Annotated in this window: 15 protein-coding genes; 2 read left to right on the top strand and 13 right to left on the bottom strand. The window is 63.7% G+C overall.

The genetic code is table 11. The annotated features are described in order from the left end of the window. Window positions 1-5 precede the first annotated feature (5 nt). From Lysil_RS12140 to Lysil_RS12090, 11 genes are all read right to left on the bottom strand, one after another. A complete protein-coding gene (locus tag Lysil_RS12140; RefSeq protein WP_240600548.1) occupies window positions 6-1,130 on the bottom strand; it encodes a calcium:cation antiporter in 1,125 nt (374 codons plus the stop codon). A gap of 13 nt (window positions 1,131-1,143) precedes the next feature. Then, window positions 1,144-1,494, bottom strand: a complete 351-nt coding sequence (locus tag Lysil_RS12135; RefSeq protein ID WP_103075804.1) for a DUF3147 family protein — start codon at window positions 1,492-1,494, stop codon at window positions 1,144-1,146. Between the two features lie 24 nt (window positions 1,495-1,518). Further along, window positions 1,519-2,949 (bottom strand): dihydrolipoyl dehydrogenase, encoded by a 1,431-nt coding sequence (lpdA, locus tag Lysil_RS12130; RefSeq protein ID WP_103075803.1) that lies wholly within the window; start codon window positions 2,947-2,949, stop codon window positions 1,519-1,521. Window position 2,950: 1 nt separating this feature from the next. Beyond that, window positions 2,951-4,147 (bottom strand): dihydrolipoyllysine-residue succinyltransferase, encoded by a 1,197-nt coding sequence (gene sucB / locus Lysil_RS12125; RefSeq protein WP_103075802.1) that lies wholly within the window; start codon window positions 4,145-4,147, stop codon window positions 2,951-2,953. Window positions 4,148-4,193: 46 nt separating this feature from the next. Beyond that, window positions 4,194-7,031, bottom strand: coding sequence for a 2-oxoglutarate dehydrogenase E1 component (locus Lysil_RS12120; protein ID WP_103075801.1), 2,838 nt, complete (start codon window positions 7,029-7,031; stop codon window positions 4,194-4,196). A gap of 132 nt (window positions 7,032-7,163) precedes the next feature. Then, the gene (locus Lysil_RS12115; RefSeq protein WP_103075800.1) at window positions 7,164-7,658 is read right to left on the bottom strand and encodes a DUF7931 domain-containing protein; all 495 of its coding nucleotides are present in this window, start codon (window positions 7,656-7,658) and stop codon (window positions 7,164-7,166) included. Beyond that, window positions 7,658-8,830, bottom strand: a complete 1,173-nt coding sequence (locus Lysil_RS12110; protein ID WP_103075799.1) for a cupin domain-containing protein — start codon at window positions 8,828-8,830, stop codon at window positions 7,658-7,660. Before Lysil_RS12110 ends, Lysil_RS12115 begins: the two co-directional genes overlap by 1 nt. Further along, on the bottom strand, window positions 8,827-9,681 hold the full coding sequence (gene bla / locus Lysil_RS12105) for a subclass B3 metallo-beta-lactamase (RefSeq protein ID WP_205756937.1): 855 nt from the start codon (window positions 9,679-9,681) through the stop codon (window positions 8,827-8,829). Before bla ends, Lysil_RS12110 begins: the two co-directional genes overlap by 4 nt. Before the next feature lie 71 nt (window positions 9,682-9,752). After that, window positions 9,753-10,301 (bottom strand): DUF488 domain-containing protein, encoded by a 549-nt coding sequence (locus tag Lysil_RS12100; protein WP_103075798.1) that lies wholly within the window; start codon window positions 10,299-10,301, stop codon window positions 9,753-9,755. 3 nt (window positions 10,302-10,304) lie between these two features. Further along, window positions 10,305-10,520 carry a hypervirulence associated TUDOR domain-containing protein gene (locus Lysil_RS12095; RefSeq protein WP_103075797.1) on the bottom strand — a complete coding sequence of 72 codons (216 nt, stop codon included), beginning with the start codon at window positions 10,518-10,520 and terminating at the stop codon, window positions 10,305-10,307. Between the two features lie 29 nt (window positions 10,521-10,549). Continuing rightward, window positions 10,550-10,933: a winged helix-turn-helix transcriptional regulator gene (locus Lysil_RS12090; RefSeq protein ID WP_103075796.1), complete on the bottom strand. Its 384-nt coding sequence runs from the start codon at window positions 10,931-10,933 to the stop codon at window positions 10,550-10,552. A 147-nt stretch (window positions 10,934-11,080) separates the two neighbouring features. On the opposite strand from Lysil_RS12090, the gene gstA reads away from it, so the two are divergent. Next, the gene (gene gstA / locus Lysil_RS12085; protein ID WP_103075795.1) at window positions 11,081-11,707 is read left to right on the top strand and encodes a glutathione transferase GstA; all 627 of its coding nucleotides are present in this window, start codon (window positions 11,081-11,083) and stop codon (window positions 11,705-11,707) included. A gap of 78 nt (window positions 11,708-11,785) precedes the next feature. On the opposite strand, the gene purB is transcribed toward gstA, so the two are convergent. Beyond that, on the bottom strand, window positions 11,786-13,153 hold the full coding sequence (purB, locus tag Lysil_RS12080) for an adenylosuccinate lyase (RefSeq protein ID WP_103075794.1): 1,368 nt from the start codon (window positions 13,151-13,153) through the stop codon (window positions 11,786-11,788). A gap of 60 nt (window positions 13,154-13,213) precedes the next feature. Here purB and Lysil_RS12075 point away from each other — a divergent pair, with 60 nt between their 5' ends. Then, complete coding sequence (locus Lysil_RS12075) at window positions 13,214-14,614, top strand: class II fumarate hydratase (protein ID WP_103075793.1); 1,401 nt, start codon at window positions 13,214-13,216, stop codon at window positions 14,612-14,614. A 150-nt stretch (window positions 14,615-14,764) separates the two neighbouring features. On the opposite strand, the gene Lysil_RS12070 is transcribed toward Lysil_RS12075, so the two are convergent. Continuing rightward, a complete protein-coding gene (locus Lysil_RS12070; protein ID WP_103075792.1) occupies window positions 14,765-16,354 on the bottom strand; it encodes a DUF4097 family beta strand repeat-containing protein in 1,590 nt (529 codons plus the stop codon). Window positions 16,355-16,365: the final 11 nt, after the last annotated feature.

Genomic DNA, 16,365 nt, shown 5'->3' with positions numbered 1-16,365 from the left:
CTGACTCAAGGCACGAAGCTGAGGAAGAGGTAGGCCGCGAACAGCACCAGATGGACGATGCCGGGCAGGATACTGGTACGCCCGGTGCGCAGGCTGATCGAGGTGATGAACAGCGTCACCATCAGCAAGACCATGCCCATCGGCGGCAAGCCCATCGACAATGACCAACCTTTGTAGAGGCTGATCAGCGTCACCGTGGGAATGGTCAGGCCAATGGTGGCGATGGTCGAACCGACGGCGAGGTTGAGGCTGGTCTGCAGGCGGTTGGCATGCGCGGAGCGCACGGCCGCGACGCCTTCGGGCAGCAACACGATCGCGGCGATCAGGATGCCAACCGTCCCTGCGGGTGCGCCGACATTTTCCAGCGCAAGCTCAACGGTTGGCGAGACCGTTTCCGCACCCAGCACGACGCAGACCAGGCTGATCAGCAACAACACGCTGCTGGCCACGACATCGCGCCCGCTCGGCGGGTCGGCGTGGGTGTCTTCCTCGTCGTGGCCCGGTGGCAGGAAGTAGTCGCGATGCCTGACCGTCTGGAAAAAAGTGAACGCAGCGAACAGCACCAGTGTCGCGATCGCGATGAACAACATCTGCTTGCGGTCGTAGGACGGGCCTGGCGTGGTGGTGGTGAAGTTCGGCAGGATCAGGGTGAAGGCGAGGATCGCCGCCAACGTTCCCAACGCGGCATTGATGCCATCGAGCTTGAATTCCTGCACGTGATGGCGGCGACCGCCAGCGAGCAGGCAGACGCCGATCACGCCGGTCAGCAGGATCATCACGCCGGCGAAAACGGTATCGCGCGGCAAGGTGGCGACGTCGCCGTGGCCCGACATCATCATCGAGATGATCAGCGAACATTCGATCACTGTGACCGCCAGCGCCAGCACCAGGGTGCCGAACGGTTCGCCGACCTTGTGGGCGATCACTTCGGCGTGATGCACCGCGCTGACCACGCCGGCCACCACGATCGCTGCCAGCACGGCGGTGACGCCGGGGAACGGCTTGAAGATTTCCGCCACGATCAGCACCACCAAGGTGACGATCGGGAGCAGCAGGCTCCAGCCGGGATTATGTGCGGAAGGTCGAATCATCATCACCGAAGCATGCGGCAACTTGGATGAAAGTGCCATCCGCTAGTGTGCGTCAGCCGCCTTGGCGCAAATGCAGCAGGGCCTGGACGGCAGCGACGCCGGCCGCGCCCGCCAGTCCGGCGCAGGCGAAGCACAGCCACACCGGCCAGCCAGCGCGGATTGAGATTGCGAGGGCAGGGAAGAACGCGAGGCTGCCAAGCACGAACCAGAAAATGTCCATGCCCATCGTGGCGACGCGTGCAGGATCGCCGCTGTCGCGATAGAGCCAGGTCAGCACCAGCAGCGACGTGAGCGGCAACGAGGCGACCAGTGCGCCGAGCACGCCGGGTTTCTTCGACAATTCAGAAGCGACCATCACCGTGATGACGGTGATGGCGAGTTTGATCAGCAGTTGCAGGTTCATGGCGTGATGAACCCGCGCGTGCCGTCAGTTGGCCTTGTGGATGGCGCGCTTGTCGACCGCCATCGCGGCGTCGTGCACAGCTTCCGACAGTGACGGATGGGCGTGGCAGATGCGCGCGAGATCATCGGCGCTGCCGTTGAATTCCATCGAGATCACGCCTTCGTGCACCAGTTCCGACACGTTCGGCCCGATCAGGTGCATGCCAAGGATGCGATCGGTCTCGGCATCGGCCAACACTTTCACGAAGCCGATCGGTTCCGCCATCGCCACCGCACGACCGACCGCCGCGAACGGGAAGCTGCCGGCCTTGTAGGCGATGCCCTCGGCCTTGAGCTGTTCCTCGGTCTTGCCGACCCAGGCGATTTCAGGCTCGGTGTAGATCACATTCGGAATGGTGTCGTAGTTGACGTGGCCGGGCAGGCCGGCGATCAGCTCGGCGACTTCGATGCCTTCCTCGAAGCCCTTGTGCGCCAGCATCGGCCCGCGCACGCAGTCGCCGATCGCCCACACGCCATCAACGCCGGTGTGGCAGTGGTCGTCGACTTCGATCATGCCGCGCGCATCCAGCTTGACGCCGGTGCCATCGGCCAGCAGCCCTTTGGTCGCGGCGCGGCGGCCGACGCAGACCAGCAGTTTCTCGACCACCATTTCCTGATCGGACTTGCCATCGTTGAAGGTGACGTGCACGCCATCGGCTTTCACTTCGGTCTTCGAGACCTTGGTGCCGAGGCGGATGTCGAGGCCCTGCTTCTTGAATTCGCGGGCGGCGACCTTGGCCACTTCCTTGTCGGCGGCGGCGAGGAAGTCGGGCAGGGCTTCGAACACGGTGACCTTGGCGCCAAGACGATTCCACACGCTGCCGAGTTCGAGGCCGATCACGCCAGCGCCGATCACGCCGAGCGTCTTCGGAACCGCGGTGAAATCGAGTGCGCCGACGTTGTCGACGATGTTTTTTCCATCAAACTTCGCGAACGGCAATTCGATCGAATCGGAACCGGCAGCGAGGACCACGTTGGTACCCTTCAGCTCAACGGTGCTGCCGTCATGCTGCTTCACCGTGACGATATTGCCCGGCTGCAACTGGCCGAAGCCGTAGAACGGCGTGATCTTGTTGGCCTTGAACAGTGCCGCGATGCCGCCGGTGAACTGCTTCACGATCTTGTCCTTGCGGCCGATCATGGTGGCGACGTCGATCTTCTGGTCGGCGAAGCTGATGCCGTGCTCGCCGAAGATATGCGACATGTTCCAGAACTGGCGGCTGGAATCGAGCAGCGCCTTCGACGGGATGCAACCGACGCGCAGGCAGGTGCCGCCGAGCGCGGGCTGGCCGTCCTTGCCGAGCGCGGCATCGACGCAGGCGGTCTTCAGGCCGAGTTGCGCGGCGCGGATCGCGGCGTGGTAGCCGGCCGGTCCGCCACCGATCACGACGACATCGAATTGTTGTTGTTCGCTCATCTCAGATCCCCAACAGCATGCGGCTCGGATTCTCGAGCTGGTTCTTGATGTCGACCAGGAACAGCACTGCGTCCTTGCCGTCGATGATGCGATGGTCGTAGCTGATAGCGAGGTACATCATCGGCGCGGCGATCACCTGGCCGTTCTCGACAATGGCGCGTTCCTTGATCGCGTGCATGCCGAGGATGGCCGACTGCGGCGGATTGACGATGGGGGTGGAGAACAGCGAACCGAAGGTGCCGCCATTGGTGATGGTGAAAGTGCCGCCCTGCAAGTCTTCCAGCTTGAGGCCGCCTTCGCGCGCCGCCTTGGCGTAGCCGGCGATCGCCTTCTCGATTTCGGCGAAGCCCATGCGTTCGACATTGCGCAGCACCGGCGTGACCAGGCCCTTGTCGGTGCTGACCGCCACCGAGATGTCGGCGTAGCCGTGATAGATCACGTCGTTGCCATCAACCGAGGCATTGACCACCGGATACTTCTGCAAGGCGTTGGCAGCGGCCTTGGCGAAGAAGCTCATGAAGCCGAGCTTGATGCCGTTGTCCTTCTCGAACTGTTCGCCGAGTTCCTTGCGCATCGCCATGACCTTGCCGAGGTTGACCTCGTTGAAGGACGTCAGCATCGCGATGGAATTCTTCGACTGCATCAGGCGTTCGGCAATGCGCGCGCGCATGCGCGTCATTGGCACGCGTTCTTCCGGGCGGGCGCCACCGCTGATGCCCGGCGTCTTGCCACTGGCGTAATTGACCAGGTCTTCCTTGGTCACCGCACCGTGGCGGCCGGTACCGGCGACCTGTGCGGGATCGATGCCCTTGCTCTCGGCGGCAAAGCGCGCCCCCGGCGGCAGTTGCGCGGTATTGCCGGCGGCCGGCGCTGCAACCGGTACGGCAGCAGCGGGCGCAGCAGCTGCAGGCGCGGGTGCTGCGGGCGCCGCAGCGGCCGGAGCCGGGGCAGGTGCAACGGCACCTTCCTCGACGACGGCGATCACCTGCTGGCTGGTGACGGTCGCGCCTTCGGCGAACTTGATTTCCTTGACCACGCCATCGACCGGCGACGGCACTTCCAGCACCACCTTGTCGGTTTCCAGATCGACCAGGTTCTCGTCGCGACGCACGCTGTCGCCCACCTTCTTGTGCCAGGTGGCGATGGTGGCGTCGGAGACGGATTCGGGAAGAACCGGGACTTTGATTTCGGTGGCCATGTCGGATGTCCGATGAAGAATGAGAATGCAGTGAAAGGGGAGAGGATCAGTCGTTGCCGTGTTCGAGCTTCGGCGGATTGACCAATGCATCGGCGATCAACTGCGCCTGTTCGGCGACGTGATCGTTGAAGTGGCCAGCGGCCGGCGACGGCGAACGCGCGCGGCCGGCGTAGGAGATCGACTGGTCGTTCATCAGGCAGGCGCGCAGATGGTGCTGGATCTGGAACCAAGCGCCCTGGTTCTGCGGTTCTTCCTGGCACCAGACCACGTCTTTCGCCAGCGGATAACGTGCCAGTTCGGCCTTCAGCAATGCGCGCGGGAACGGATACAACTGTTCGATGCGCACCAGTGCGACGTCGCTCTGGCCGCGCTTCTCGGCGTCTTCGAGCAGGTCGTAATAGACCTTGCCGGAACACAGCACCACGCGCTTGACCTTGGTCGGGTCGGCCTTGCGATCGGAAATCAGTTGCTGGAATTCGCCGTCGGCCAGTTCTTCCAGCGACGACACCGCGAGCTTGTGGCGCAGCAGCGATTTGGGCGTCATCACGATCAGCGGCTTGCGGGTATCCATGCACAACTGGCGACGAATCATGTGGAAGGCCTGCGCCGGCGTGGTCGGCACGCAGACCATCATGTTGTCGAGCGCGCACAGTTGCAGGAAGCGTTCCAGTCGCGCCGAACTGTGTTCCGGGCCTTGCCCTTCGTAACCATGCGGCAGGAACAGCGCGAGTCCGCACAGGCGGCCCCACTTGGCTTCGCCGGCGGCGATGAACTGGTCGATCACCACCTGCGCGCCGTTGGCGAAATCGCCGAACTGCGCTTCCCAGATATCGAGCGTACCGGGATCGGTGGTCGAGTAGCCGTATTCGAAGGCCATCACCGCTTCTTCCGACAGCAGCGAATCGATGATCGTCGCGTCTTCCGGATTCTTCACCAGCTGGCGCAGCGGGATGTAGAAATTGTCGGTCTTCTGGTCGTGGAGGATGGCGTGGCGATGGAAGAACGTGCCGCGTCCCGAGTCCTGGCCCACCAGTCGCAGGCGATTGCCTTCATCGAGCAGGGTGGCGTAGGCGAGGTTCTCGGCGAAACCCCAGTCGCCCGGCTGTTCGCCGGCGGCCATCTTGCGGCGGTCGTCGTAGATCTTGGCGACGCGCGGATGCAGCACGACACCTTCGGGAATGGTGTTGATCTGCTTCGCCAGCGCATCGAGCTTGCCGCGATTGACGCGGGTATCGACCGGATCCGACAACTTGCCCTGCAACAGCTTGTTCCAGTCCGGCAGCAACGGATCGGGCTTGGCCGCGACCACGTCCGCCGTCACTTCGCCGGCATCGAGCTTGTCGCGGTAGGCATCGACCATCGCCTTGACCTGCTCGGCGGTGACCACGCCTTCGGCGACCAACGCATCCGCATACAACTCGCGGGTGGTCTTCATCGAACGGATCTTCTGGTACATCAGTGGCTGCGTCGCCGCCGGCTCGTCGGCCTCGTTGTGGCCCTGGCGGCGATAGCAGACCAGATCGATCACCACGTCCTTGCCGAATTGCTGGCGGAAATCATGGGCCAGGTTCATGCAGAACAGCACCGCTTCCGGATGATCGCCGTTCACGTGCAGCACCGGCACTTCCACCATCTTGGAGACATCGGTGCAGTACAGCGTGGAACGGGCGTCCTCGTGGTAGCTGGTGGTGAAGCCGACCTGGTTGTTGATGACGATATGGATGGTGCCGCCGACCTTGAAGCCACGCGCCTGCGACATCTGCAGCAGTTCCATGCCGACGCCCTGGCCGGCGAACGCGGCATCACCGTGCAGCAACACCGGCAACACTTTCTTGCGCGCCTTGTCGTCGTAGCGGAGCTGGCGCGAACGCACCGAGCCGTCCACCACTGGATTGACGATTTCCAGGTGTGACGGGTTGAACGCCAGCGCGACGTGCACTGGCCCGCCCGGTGTACCGATGTCGGCGCTGAAGCCCATGTGGTACTTCACGTCGCCGGTGTGGGCGTGATCGTCGGCGGCGTGTTCGAACTTGCCCTCGAACTCGTTGAAGAGTGCACGCGGCGGCTTGCCGAGGATGTTGACCAGCACGTTGAGGCGACCGCGATGGGCCATGCCGATCACCATTTCCTTGGCGCCCTGGCTGCCCGAACGACGGATCAGTTCGTCCAGCATCGGGACCAGCGAATCGCCGCCTTCCAGCGAGAAACGCTTCTGGCCGACGTATTTGGTACCGAGATAGCGTTCCAGTCCTTCGGCCGCGGTCAGGCGTTCGAGGATGCGCAGCTTGGTCGCCTTGTCGAAGCCGAAGTTGCCGCCGGCGCCTTCCAGGCGCTCCTGCATCCAGCGGCGCTGCTCGACGTCGCTGATGTGCATGAACTCGGCGCCGATCGGGCCGGTATAGGTGGCCTTGAGCAGGGCGTAAAGATCGCCCAGCGTCCGGCGCTTGCTGTCACCGACGGTGCCGGTGCCGAACTCGGTCTTGAGATCGGTGTCGGAGAGGTGATGGAAGGCCAGCGTCAGGTCGGGCGCGTCCGGATGCTGGAGCATGCCCAGCGGATCGATGTCGGCGCCGAGATGGCCACGCGATCGATAGGCGGTGATCAGCCGACCGATGTGGCGCTCGCGCTCGTCACCGGCGCTACCGCCACCAGCACTGGCTGGAGTGCGGATCGCGGCGCGACCTGCTGCCGCCACGGCATCGGCAATCACCGAGTGCGGGACGTCGCCGGCTTCGCGGCCTTTCAGACTGTCGAAATAGGCCTTCCACTTGCCATCGACGCTTTCCGGGGCAGCAAGATACTGCTCGTAGAGCTCGTCGACGTAGGCGGCATTGCTGCCGAGCTGGGAGGTCTGCGCAAACTGCTTGAGAAGGCTGTCCGCCATGAGGGTGGAATACTCGCGATGTCGCCGGGGTCGGGTTTGGTGCAAGCGACTGATTTTCCGACGCAACAGACCGGCTGAATGCGCTGGAACAGTCGAGCTTGCGATTATAGGCGCAGCCGGCCCCGCACCGCATCAAATTCCGAGCGCGCGCAGTTCAGGCATTGGTCGCGCCCGCTCCCATGCGGCATCGAAGCGCGACTGGACGACGCGTCCTTGCCCGAACCCTGCCGGGGTGAAATCGCCGCCGAGGCGACCGGCGCCATCGAGACGGAGGATCGAACCGTCATCGCCGAGCAGGAAGGGATGCTGGGCTGGCCATCCATCGCCTTCCAGTGGCTGGCGCAGTTGCAATGCGCTGGGCAGGCGCTGGTGCAGGGCGACCAAAGCGCCGCAATCGCGCTGCAGATCGGCGGCTTCGGCGACGAGGATGCGAAGTTCGCGCTCGCGGCCGGAAATCGCGAACGTGCGCAGGCCGTTGATGATGGCTGGCTGGTTCCACAGTCGCGATTCCAGCTGTGGGGCGAACAGGCAGGTGCGACGCACGCTGGACCGCAGCACGTCGATGATCGCGGTGATGACGGCATCGAGGCCATCGATGCGGTGAGCGGATGGCGTGGTGTTTTCCATCATTCCTCCACGGGAAGCAGATAACCTCCATCGGCCAAGGTCTGCAGCAATTCGCGGCCGGCCGGACTCAGTGCCGCGAGCGTGTCGCCATCGAGCCACTGCGCGGCGGCCAACACTTTTGCATCATCGACCGTCGCCGGCCACGCCGCACCGTTCGCGAACAACAGGGCGCTACCGTCGCTCAGCCGTCGCCACGCCATGCGCGTATGCGGGTGACGCATCCAGTCAGCGCCATTGCCGATGCTGTCGACGATATCGAGCCCGGAGGCATCGTCGCCCGTCGGCGCCTGGCCTTCGGCGACGCGATAGGCGGACACGAAGCGACCGAACCACTCGCCGATCTGGTCGCGACCTTCGAGATGGATGCGCGCAAGGGCGGCGAGGGCGCGATCGAGCGCGGCATCGTCAATTTCGTTGGGATCAGCGGGTACCGCGAGATCGGGATCGATGTAACGAATGCGTTCGTCGGCATCGAAGGCGAGGGTATCGGCCTGGTGGATCAACAGCTCAGCGGTGGACGGTGCGCGCAATCCGATCGAAATCGTCAGGCAGGCATCCTCGGCGATGCCGTGATGGGCGACGCCCGGCGGCAGGTAGAGCATGTCGCCCGGTCCCAGCAGCCATTCGTGGTTGGGCGTGAAGTCGCGCAGCAGCCGCAGCGGCACGTCATCGCGATAGGCGGCATCGGGATCGGGATGGGTTTCGATCTGCCAGCGACGATGGCCGACACCCTGCAGCAGGAACACGTCGTAGTTGTCGATATGCGCGCCCACCGATCCGCCCGGCGCGGCGAACGAGACCATGATGTCGTCCATGCGCCAGCGCGGCAGGAACGGAAACGCATCGAGCAACGCGCGCACGTCGGCGTCCCATTTGTCGACGTCCTGCACCAGCACCGTCCAGTCGTGGTGCGGCATCGCCGGGAATTTCTCTTCCGGGAACGGGCCGGTTTCCACCGTCCAGCGATCGGTCTTGCGGTCATGGCTGACAATGCGGGCGAGCGCGCCTTCCTCGCAGGCCAATCCGGCGAGATCTTCCGGCTGGATCGGCGATTCGAAGCGCGGGAACGCGTTGCGGATCAGCAGCGGTTGTTTCTGCCAGTAATCGCGCAGGAAACGTTGCGGCGTCATGCCAAGTGGCGCGGGGCCGGCAGCGGCATCGATTTCGATCATGGCGCTTTTCCGTTGGCTTCATCGGCGAGGCGGTGTTCCAGTGCTTCCCGCGCGTGCAGTGAATAGGTCTTGCAGGCGCTGGCATCGATCAGCGGAGCGGTGCCGTTGAATCTGGCAAGCATGTCGCTCGCGGCAGGGTGTGGGGTCAGCAGCAGGTCGCAAGGGAATGACGCGACCGTGTCGATCGTGTGGCGGAATGCCGCGACGTACTCCGGATGATCGCTGTAGCGATATTGCTTGTCCGAAATCGCAGTCAGGCTGTCGGCGTAGGCGATGTCCACGCACTTGCCGTTTTCGCAGGATCGCCAGGTCCAGCTGGTGCTGCCCGGGGTATGTCCGGGCGTGGCGTGCGCCGTGAGCTTCAAGTCGCCGAGGGTCACGGCCTGCCCATCGGAAATGACACGAACCTTCGCGACCGGCGGGAATTTTTCCAATTGCCCGAACTGCGGATCGCCGCGATCGCTGGCACCGCGGCGCAAAGTTGTCGCGGCGGGCGCGCGTGCGAGCACAGGCGCCCCGGTATCGCGCTGCAACTGCGCCAGGCCACCGGCATGGTCGCTGTGGTCATGCGTGCCGAGGATCAGTTTCACGTCGCTCAACTTGAAGCCGAGCGCGTGGATATTCGCCTCGATCGCCGCCGGAGCCTTGTCGGTCGCGCCGTCGATCAGGATGGCGCCTTGCTTGCCGACGATCAGGATCGAGCTGATGCCACAGGTGCCGACGTAATAGGTATTGCCGAAGATTTTCCTCGGCGGCGCGCGGTCGCTCCAGCCTTGCATCGGATCGGCATTGATCGGGCATTGCGGGACTTCGCTGGCGGCAGCGGCGCCGAGCACGGCTGAAAGGATCATGGAACCGATGGGCATGGGCGAGACCGCGAAAACGGAGCGACCATTGTGCCGCAATGGTTGTTGCGGATCGATCAATCGAACAGCACCGGCGCGCCAGGGTAGGTGATGGTGCCATCGGCGTGGACTTCGGCGCCTTCGTTGAATTTGGCGGCTTCGACCTTGTGCGGCGCGAGGATATGCAGCACGGTTTCGCCGTGGGCCAGCAGATAGTCGGAAATGATCCGACGATGACAGCGCCACCACACCGCTTCCGAGCACATGATCGCGCAGCGCTGGCGTCCTCCTGCGGCGATCAGGTGATCGAGGCCGTGACGGAATGTTTCCGACAGGGCGTAATCGGCATAGTTGTGGAAGCTCTGGTGGGTCCAGTGGCCATTGATCTGGATCGGAACCTTGTCATGCACGCTGCCGCGCCTGCCGCCAAGTGCAGCCAGGTGCTCGTAACCGATGCCGTGCTCCGCCAACGCGGCAGGCAGGGTGTCGATGTTGAACTGCGGATTCGTGCGCGAGCGCGGGAAGGCGCGGACGTCGACGACGCGCTCGATCTTCGATTCCACCAGCAGGGCGATGAATTCGTCGAGGCTGCGATTGGAATGGCCGATGGTGAAGAAGTCGGGCATCGATCAGTCGGATAGCAGGTGCAGGACATTGCCGCGGTGGGCGGCGACATGATCCGTGCGATCGCTCCTGATCTCGTATTGCGGATCGTCAGGCGTGGCGCGATGGGTGTGGCCCTTGTAATCGAAATCGCCGGTGTGGATCCTGATGATGGTGCCACTGACCCAGCCAGCCTCGGAATTCCAGCGGACGTGATCGCCGATCTTGAATGTCGTCCCCATCGTCGTCCTCCTCGTGGGTGAGGGATGGCTCATGCAGCCATTTTGCGACGTGCAGGCGTGTTGTGCACGTGGCCGCGTTGTTCCTTCAGCCGCGTGCCGACGCGAACGATTGAACGAAGTGCCGGCACCAGTTCCTCGCCAAGTTCGGTCAGGCTGTATTCCACCGATGGCGGTGAGGTGTCCAGCACCGCGCGCGCGATCACGCCTTTCGATTCAAGTTCACGCAGGCGGGCGGTGAGCACGCGGGCCGAGACGCGCGGGATGTCCACGCGCAATTCGCCGAAGCGGCGCGGCCCGCCGCTCAGGTACCAGATCACGTTGGGACACCACGCGCCGTGCAGCAGCGACATGCAGGCGGTGAGCGGGCAGGACGGCGGCGGTTCGACCTTGCTGCGGCGGAGGGGCAGGCCCATGGCGGAGAGTCACTGGTTACTTCGGGGATACCACATTCTACGGTAACTCTTGGATATCTGGTATCAAACAGTAACCATGCAGGTTTAGGATAACGGCAACGGCAGGGATTTCGCCCGCCGATTCTCCCCCCAAGACAGGAAGAACGCATGAAGCTCTATTACTCCCCCGGCGCCTGCTCGCTCGCTCCCCACATCGTCGCCAGCGAAGCCGGCATCGATCTGGCGCTCGAAAAGGTTGATCTCAAGGAAAAGAAGACCGCCGATGGTCGCGATTACTTCGCCATCAATCCCAAGGGCTCCGTGCCGGCCATCGAACTCGACAGTGGCGACGTGCTGAGTGAAGGTCCGGCGATCGACCAGTACCTCGCCGACCTCAAGCCGGAGAGTGGCCTCGCGCCGGCCAATGGCACCTGGGCGCGCTACCAGTTGCAGTCGATGCTCAACTACATTTCCACCGAGCTCCACAAGAGTTACAGCCCGTTGTTCAATCCGGCCACGCCGGATGCGACGGTCGTGGAACGCAAGGCCTATCTGCAGAAGCGTTACGCCTTGCTCGAAGCGATCCTGGCCAAGCAGCCGTGGCTGATGGGCGACCATTTCACCGTCGCCGATGCCTATCTGTTCACGGTCACCCGTTGGGCCAAGGCCGTGCATGTCGATCTGTCGGCGTTCACTGCATTGGAAGCGTTCCAGAAGCGCGTGGCGGAACGCCCGGCGGTGCAGAAGGCGATGCTGGCAGAAGGGTTGATCACGTCGGGGCAGGTCAAAGCCTGATTCCGACAAAAAGGGCCGCATCACGCGGCCCTTTCTTCATTGAGTCATCCCGAGCGTGGCCAGGGATGACAATGCCGATCAGATCGCTTTCGCGAGTTGTTCGGCGACGCCGGTGTAATTCGCCGGCGTCAGCGCCAGCAAACGCTGCCTGGCATCCGCGGGCAGGTCGAGTTGTTCGATGAACGCCCGCAGCGATTCGCGGGTGATGCCCTGGCCGCGCGTCAACGCCTTCAATTGTTCGTAGGGTTCCGGCAGGCCATGGCGACGCATCACCGTCTGCACGGCTTCCGCCAGCACTTCCCAGTTGGCATCGAGATCGGCGGCGAGGCGCTGCGGATTCGTTTCCAGTTTGCCGAGGCCGCGCAACAGGGCATCGAAGCCGATCAGGGCGTGGCCGAAGGCTGTGCCGAGCGCACGCAGCACGGTGGAATCGGTGAGGTCGCGCTGCCAGCGACTGATCGGCAACTTAGCCGCGAAATGTTCGAACAGGGCATTGGCGATGCCGAAATTGCCTTCGGCGTTCTCGAAGTCGATCGGGTTGACCTTGTGCGGCATGGTCGAACTGCCGACTTCACCGGCCTTGAGCTTCTGCTTGAAATAGCCTTGGGAGATATAGCCCCAGATGTCGCGCGAGAGGTCGATCAGGATGGTGTCGATGCGCTTCATCGCATCACTCAGCTCGGCAATGCCGTCGTGCGGTTCGATCTGGGTGGTATAGGGCTGCCAGTCGAGGCCCAGCGAGGTGACGAAGCGTTGCGAGAACGCCGGCCAGTCGATATCCGGATAGCTGACCACATGTGCGTTGTAGTTGCCGACCGCGCCATTGATCTTGCCCGGCATCGGCACCGCAGCTAGCACCGTGCGCTGGCGTTCCAGTCGCGCAACGACATTGGCGATTTCCTTGCCGACGGTGGTAGGCGATGCGGTCTGTCCATGGGTGCGCGCCAACAGCGACAGCGCGGCGTGGTCGTGCGCCATCGCCCGCAGCTTGGCGAGGGTTTCGTCGAGTTTGGGCAGCAGTACCGTGGCGCGTGCTTCGCGCAGCATCAGCGCGTACGACAGATTGTTGATGTCCTCGGACGTGCAGGCGAAGTGCACGAACTCCAGTGCCGGCGCCAGTTCGGCATCGTCCTTCAGGTGTTCCTTGATCAGGTATTCCACCGCCTTGACGTCATGGTTGGTGGTGGCCTCGATCTGCTTCACCCGCGCGGCATCGGCCACCGACAGGCCATCGGCGAACTTGCGCAGGCGGGCTTGCGCCTCGGCGGAAAATGGCTTGAGCTCGACGATCTTCGCTTCATCGGCCAATGCCAGCAGCCATTCCACTTCCACTTTGACCCGCGCCTTGATCAGGCCGTATTCGGAGAAGATCGGTCGCAGCGCGTCGACCTTGGCAGCGTAGCGGCCATCGAGCGGAGACAGGGCGGTGAGTGTGGAATGGGTCATCTGCGTATTTTAGCGCCTCGGGCGTATCCTCGTCGCTTTCCGATCCCGCCGGAGCGCGCCATGAGCCAGTCCTTCCGCATCGAACACGACAGCATGGGCGAATTGCGCGTGCCGGCTGACGCCTTGTGGGGCGCGCAGACGCAACGCGCCATCGACAATTTCCCGGTCTCGGGCCGGCCGATGCCGCCGGAATTCATCCATGCGCTGGCCCTGATCAAGGCTGCCGCCGCCGAAGTGAACGGCTGGCTGGGATTGCTCGACAGCGGTCGCGCGCAGGCGATCGCACGCGCCGCCGCCGAAGTCGCTGCGGGCAAATTCGACGCGCAATTTCCCATCGATATCTACCAGACCGGATCGGGCACGTCGTCGAACATGAACGCCAACGAGGTGATCGCGCATCTCGCCAGCAACGCCCGCCGCAAAATCCATCCCAACGACCACGTCAATCTCGGCCAGAGTTCCAACGACACTGTGCCGAGCGCGATCCGCGTCGCCGCCGTGCTCGCGGTGCAACGCGAATTGTTGCCGGCGATCAAGCAGCTGCGTCGCGTCATCGATCGCAAAGGCAAGTCGCTGGCCAAGCGCGTCAAGACCGGGCGCACGCACTTGATGGACGCGATGCCGCTGACGATGGGCCAGGAATTCGCGACATGGTCGGCGCAATTGGAATCGGCATCCGCGCGCATCGAGGATGCATTGAAACGCGTGAGGCGCCTGCCGTTGGGCGGCACCGCGATCGGCACCGGCATCAACGCGCATCCGCAATTCGGCCGGCGCGTGGCGCAGGCGCTCAGCGCCGGCACCGGGGTGCGCTTCGAATCGGCATCGAACAAGTTCGAAGGCCTGGCCGCGCAGGACGATCTGGTCGAACTGTCCGGACAACTCAACGCATTGGCGGTCGCGGTGACCAAGATCGCCAATGATCTGCGCTGGATGAATTCCGGGCCGTTGGCGGGGCTGGGTGAAATCGAACTGCCGGCGCTGCAACCGGGCTCGTCGATCATGCCGGGCAAGGTCAATCCGGTGATCCCGGAATCGACGTGCATGGTTTGCGCGCAGGTGATGGGCCACCACGTCGCGATCACCATCGCTGGCGCCAGCGGCAATTTCCAGCTCAATGTGATGTTGCCGCTGATCGCGTCCGACCTGCTGGAATCGATCCGCCTGCTATCGCGTGTGTTGCCGCTGCTGGGGGATCGCGCCATCGCCGGACTCAAGGTGCGCGACGATCACATCGATGCCGCGCTGTCACGCAATCCGATCCTGGTCACCGCACTGAACCCGGTGATCGGTTACGAGAAGTCCGCGGCAATCGCCAAGCGCGCCTACAAGGAAAAACGTCCGGTCTTGGATGTGGCGATCGAGGACAGCGGGCTGGATGCGAAGACGCTGAAGCGCTTGCTCGATCCAGCCACGCTCACCAAGGGCGGCATCCATGGTGGTGCTGGTTCGTCCGGTTGAGGCGTCTAGAACCTGTTCACGATCCGTCGCGAGCGAAGGCCTGCGGTTCGTGGCGGAGCGGAGCAAGCGCAGCGTATGTGCTGATACGTGAGCATTGCGAGCACCGCACGCGGACCGCAGGGCGAGCGCAGCAGGATCGTGGACAGGTTCTCAATCGTCGTGTTTCTTCGGCACCGTGACCTTGCCGCTGACGTTCTTCTGATTGACGTCACCAGATCCCATCGAATCCACGCGCAGGTCGCCCTGCACGCCATCGACGTTGACGTCGCCGGAACCGACGGTGCCGACATGGACGTTGCCGCGGATGCCGCCAAGCGTGATGTCACCCGAGCCGACGGTGCCGACATCGACCGACCCGCTGGTGTGGATTTTCGCATCACCGGAACCCATGGTGTCGATGCGAACCGGGCCGGAGACGTTCTGCACCGTCAAGTCGCCGGAACCGATGCCGAGGACGTGCAGGTTGCGGGCGCCATCGATGATCAGGTCACCCGATCCCAACTTGGCGAAGGCATCGCCGCGCACGCCCAGCAACTGGCCATCACCGGAGCCGAGATCGAGGCTGGTGCGCATCGCATTGCGCACGATCACGTCGCCGGACTTGGCAGTCACTTCGACCGTCACGTTGTCGGGCACCTTGGCCTGCAGTTGCATCATGCTGTAGCGGCTCATGCGGATCGGGCCGATGCTGATGTTGGAGCGGCCGGTGAAGCCGTCGGTATGCCAGGCGCGCACCACCAGGGTGTCGCCGTTGCGCTGCTGTTCCACCTTCATGGAATCCAGTGACGACTGCGATGAGGCACAGGCGCGACCACCGACAGTGGCACCGCCGGCGACGGCATCCGCCGTCAGGTCATCACTCTGCAGATCGAAACGTACCGTGCGGATGCCACGGGTATCGAGCGCGAGATTGATCGGACGCTGGAACGCGCAGGCCATGTTGGCAAAATCGTGCTTCGGCGCCACCGGGGGGACCGGGGGAACGGGCGGAACCGGCGGCACGGGTGGAACAGGCATTGCGGCCGCGGCCGCCGCCGCAGCGGAACCGGAATCCGAGTCGGAATCCGAATCCGCGTTGGGGCCGGAGGATGCACCACGGGTGACGACACGATCCCCCTTGTCCTTGTTGCAATTATCGATATCGTCCTGCGTCATCGTGGCATAGGGCTTGAACGCCGGCAGCACCGCCGCGAGCTTGTCCTGGGTCATGCGCATCGCCGGTAGCGCGGTGCAGATCTGTTGTGCATCCGCCTTCAGCGTTTCCGCCTGTGCATTCACGCGCTTTTCGATCTGGTCGGTCTTGCCGGTGAAGATGCTGGCCAGCGCTTCGTTGACCGCCGTGCCGGCGATATCCGCACCCTTGGCGCCGATCGTCATGCCAATGCCGGCGATCTCGATCACGTGCTTGCGGTAATCCAGCAGCAATGCGCGCTGGTTGGCATCCACCGCGATGTTCTTGCCGTCAACGATGAAATCGCCCTTCGGAGTGATTTCCGCCGGCGGCTGGTTGGCCGCGGTCTTGCTGCCATTGATGCGGATGCCGTTGCCCTGGCCGAGCTTGATGTTCTCGGTTTCCAGCTTGCTGCGTGCTTCATCGATGCCGCGCTTCGCGGCCTGGCCTAGGGCCGTTTGCGGCGCATCGGCGGGCGCGGCGGGCGTTGCCGAAGATTGCGGTGACGGCGAGCACCCGATCAAAGCAGTGGCAAGCGTCAGTGAAACCAGTTTGAAAATGCGACTCATGGTGTTCTCCG

The sequence above is a fragment of the Solilutibacter silvestris genome (assembly GCF_002895945.1).
Classification (GTDB): domain Bacteria; phylum Pseudomonadota; class Gammaproteobacteria; order Xanthomonadales; family Xanthomonadaceae; genus Solilutibacter; species Solilutibacter silvestris.
This window is presented reverse-complemented; position numbering and strand designations above follow the sequence as displayed.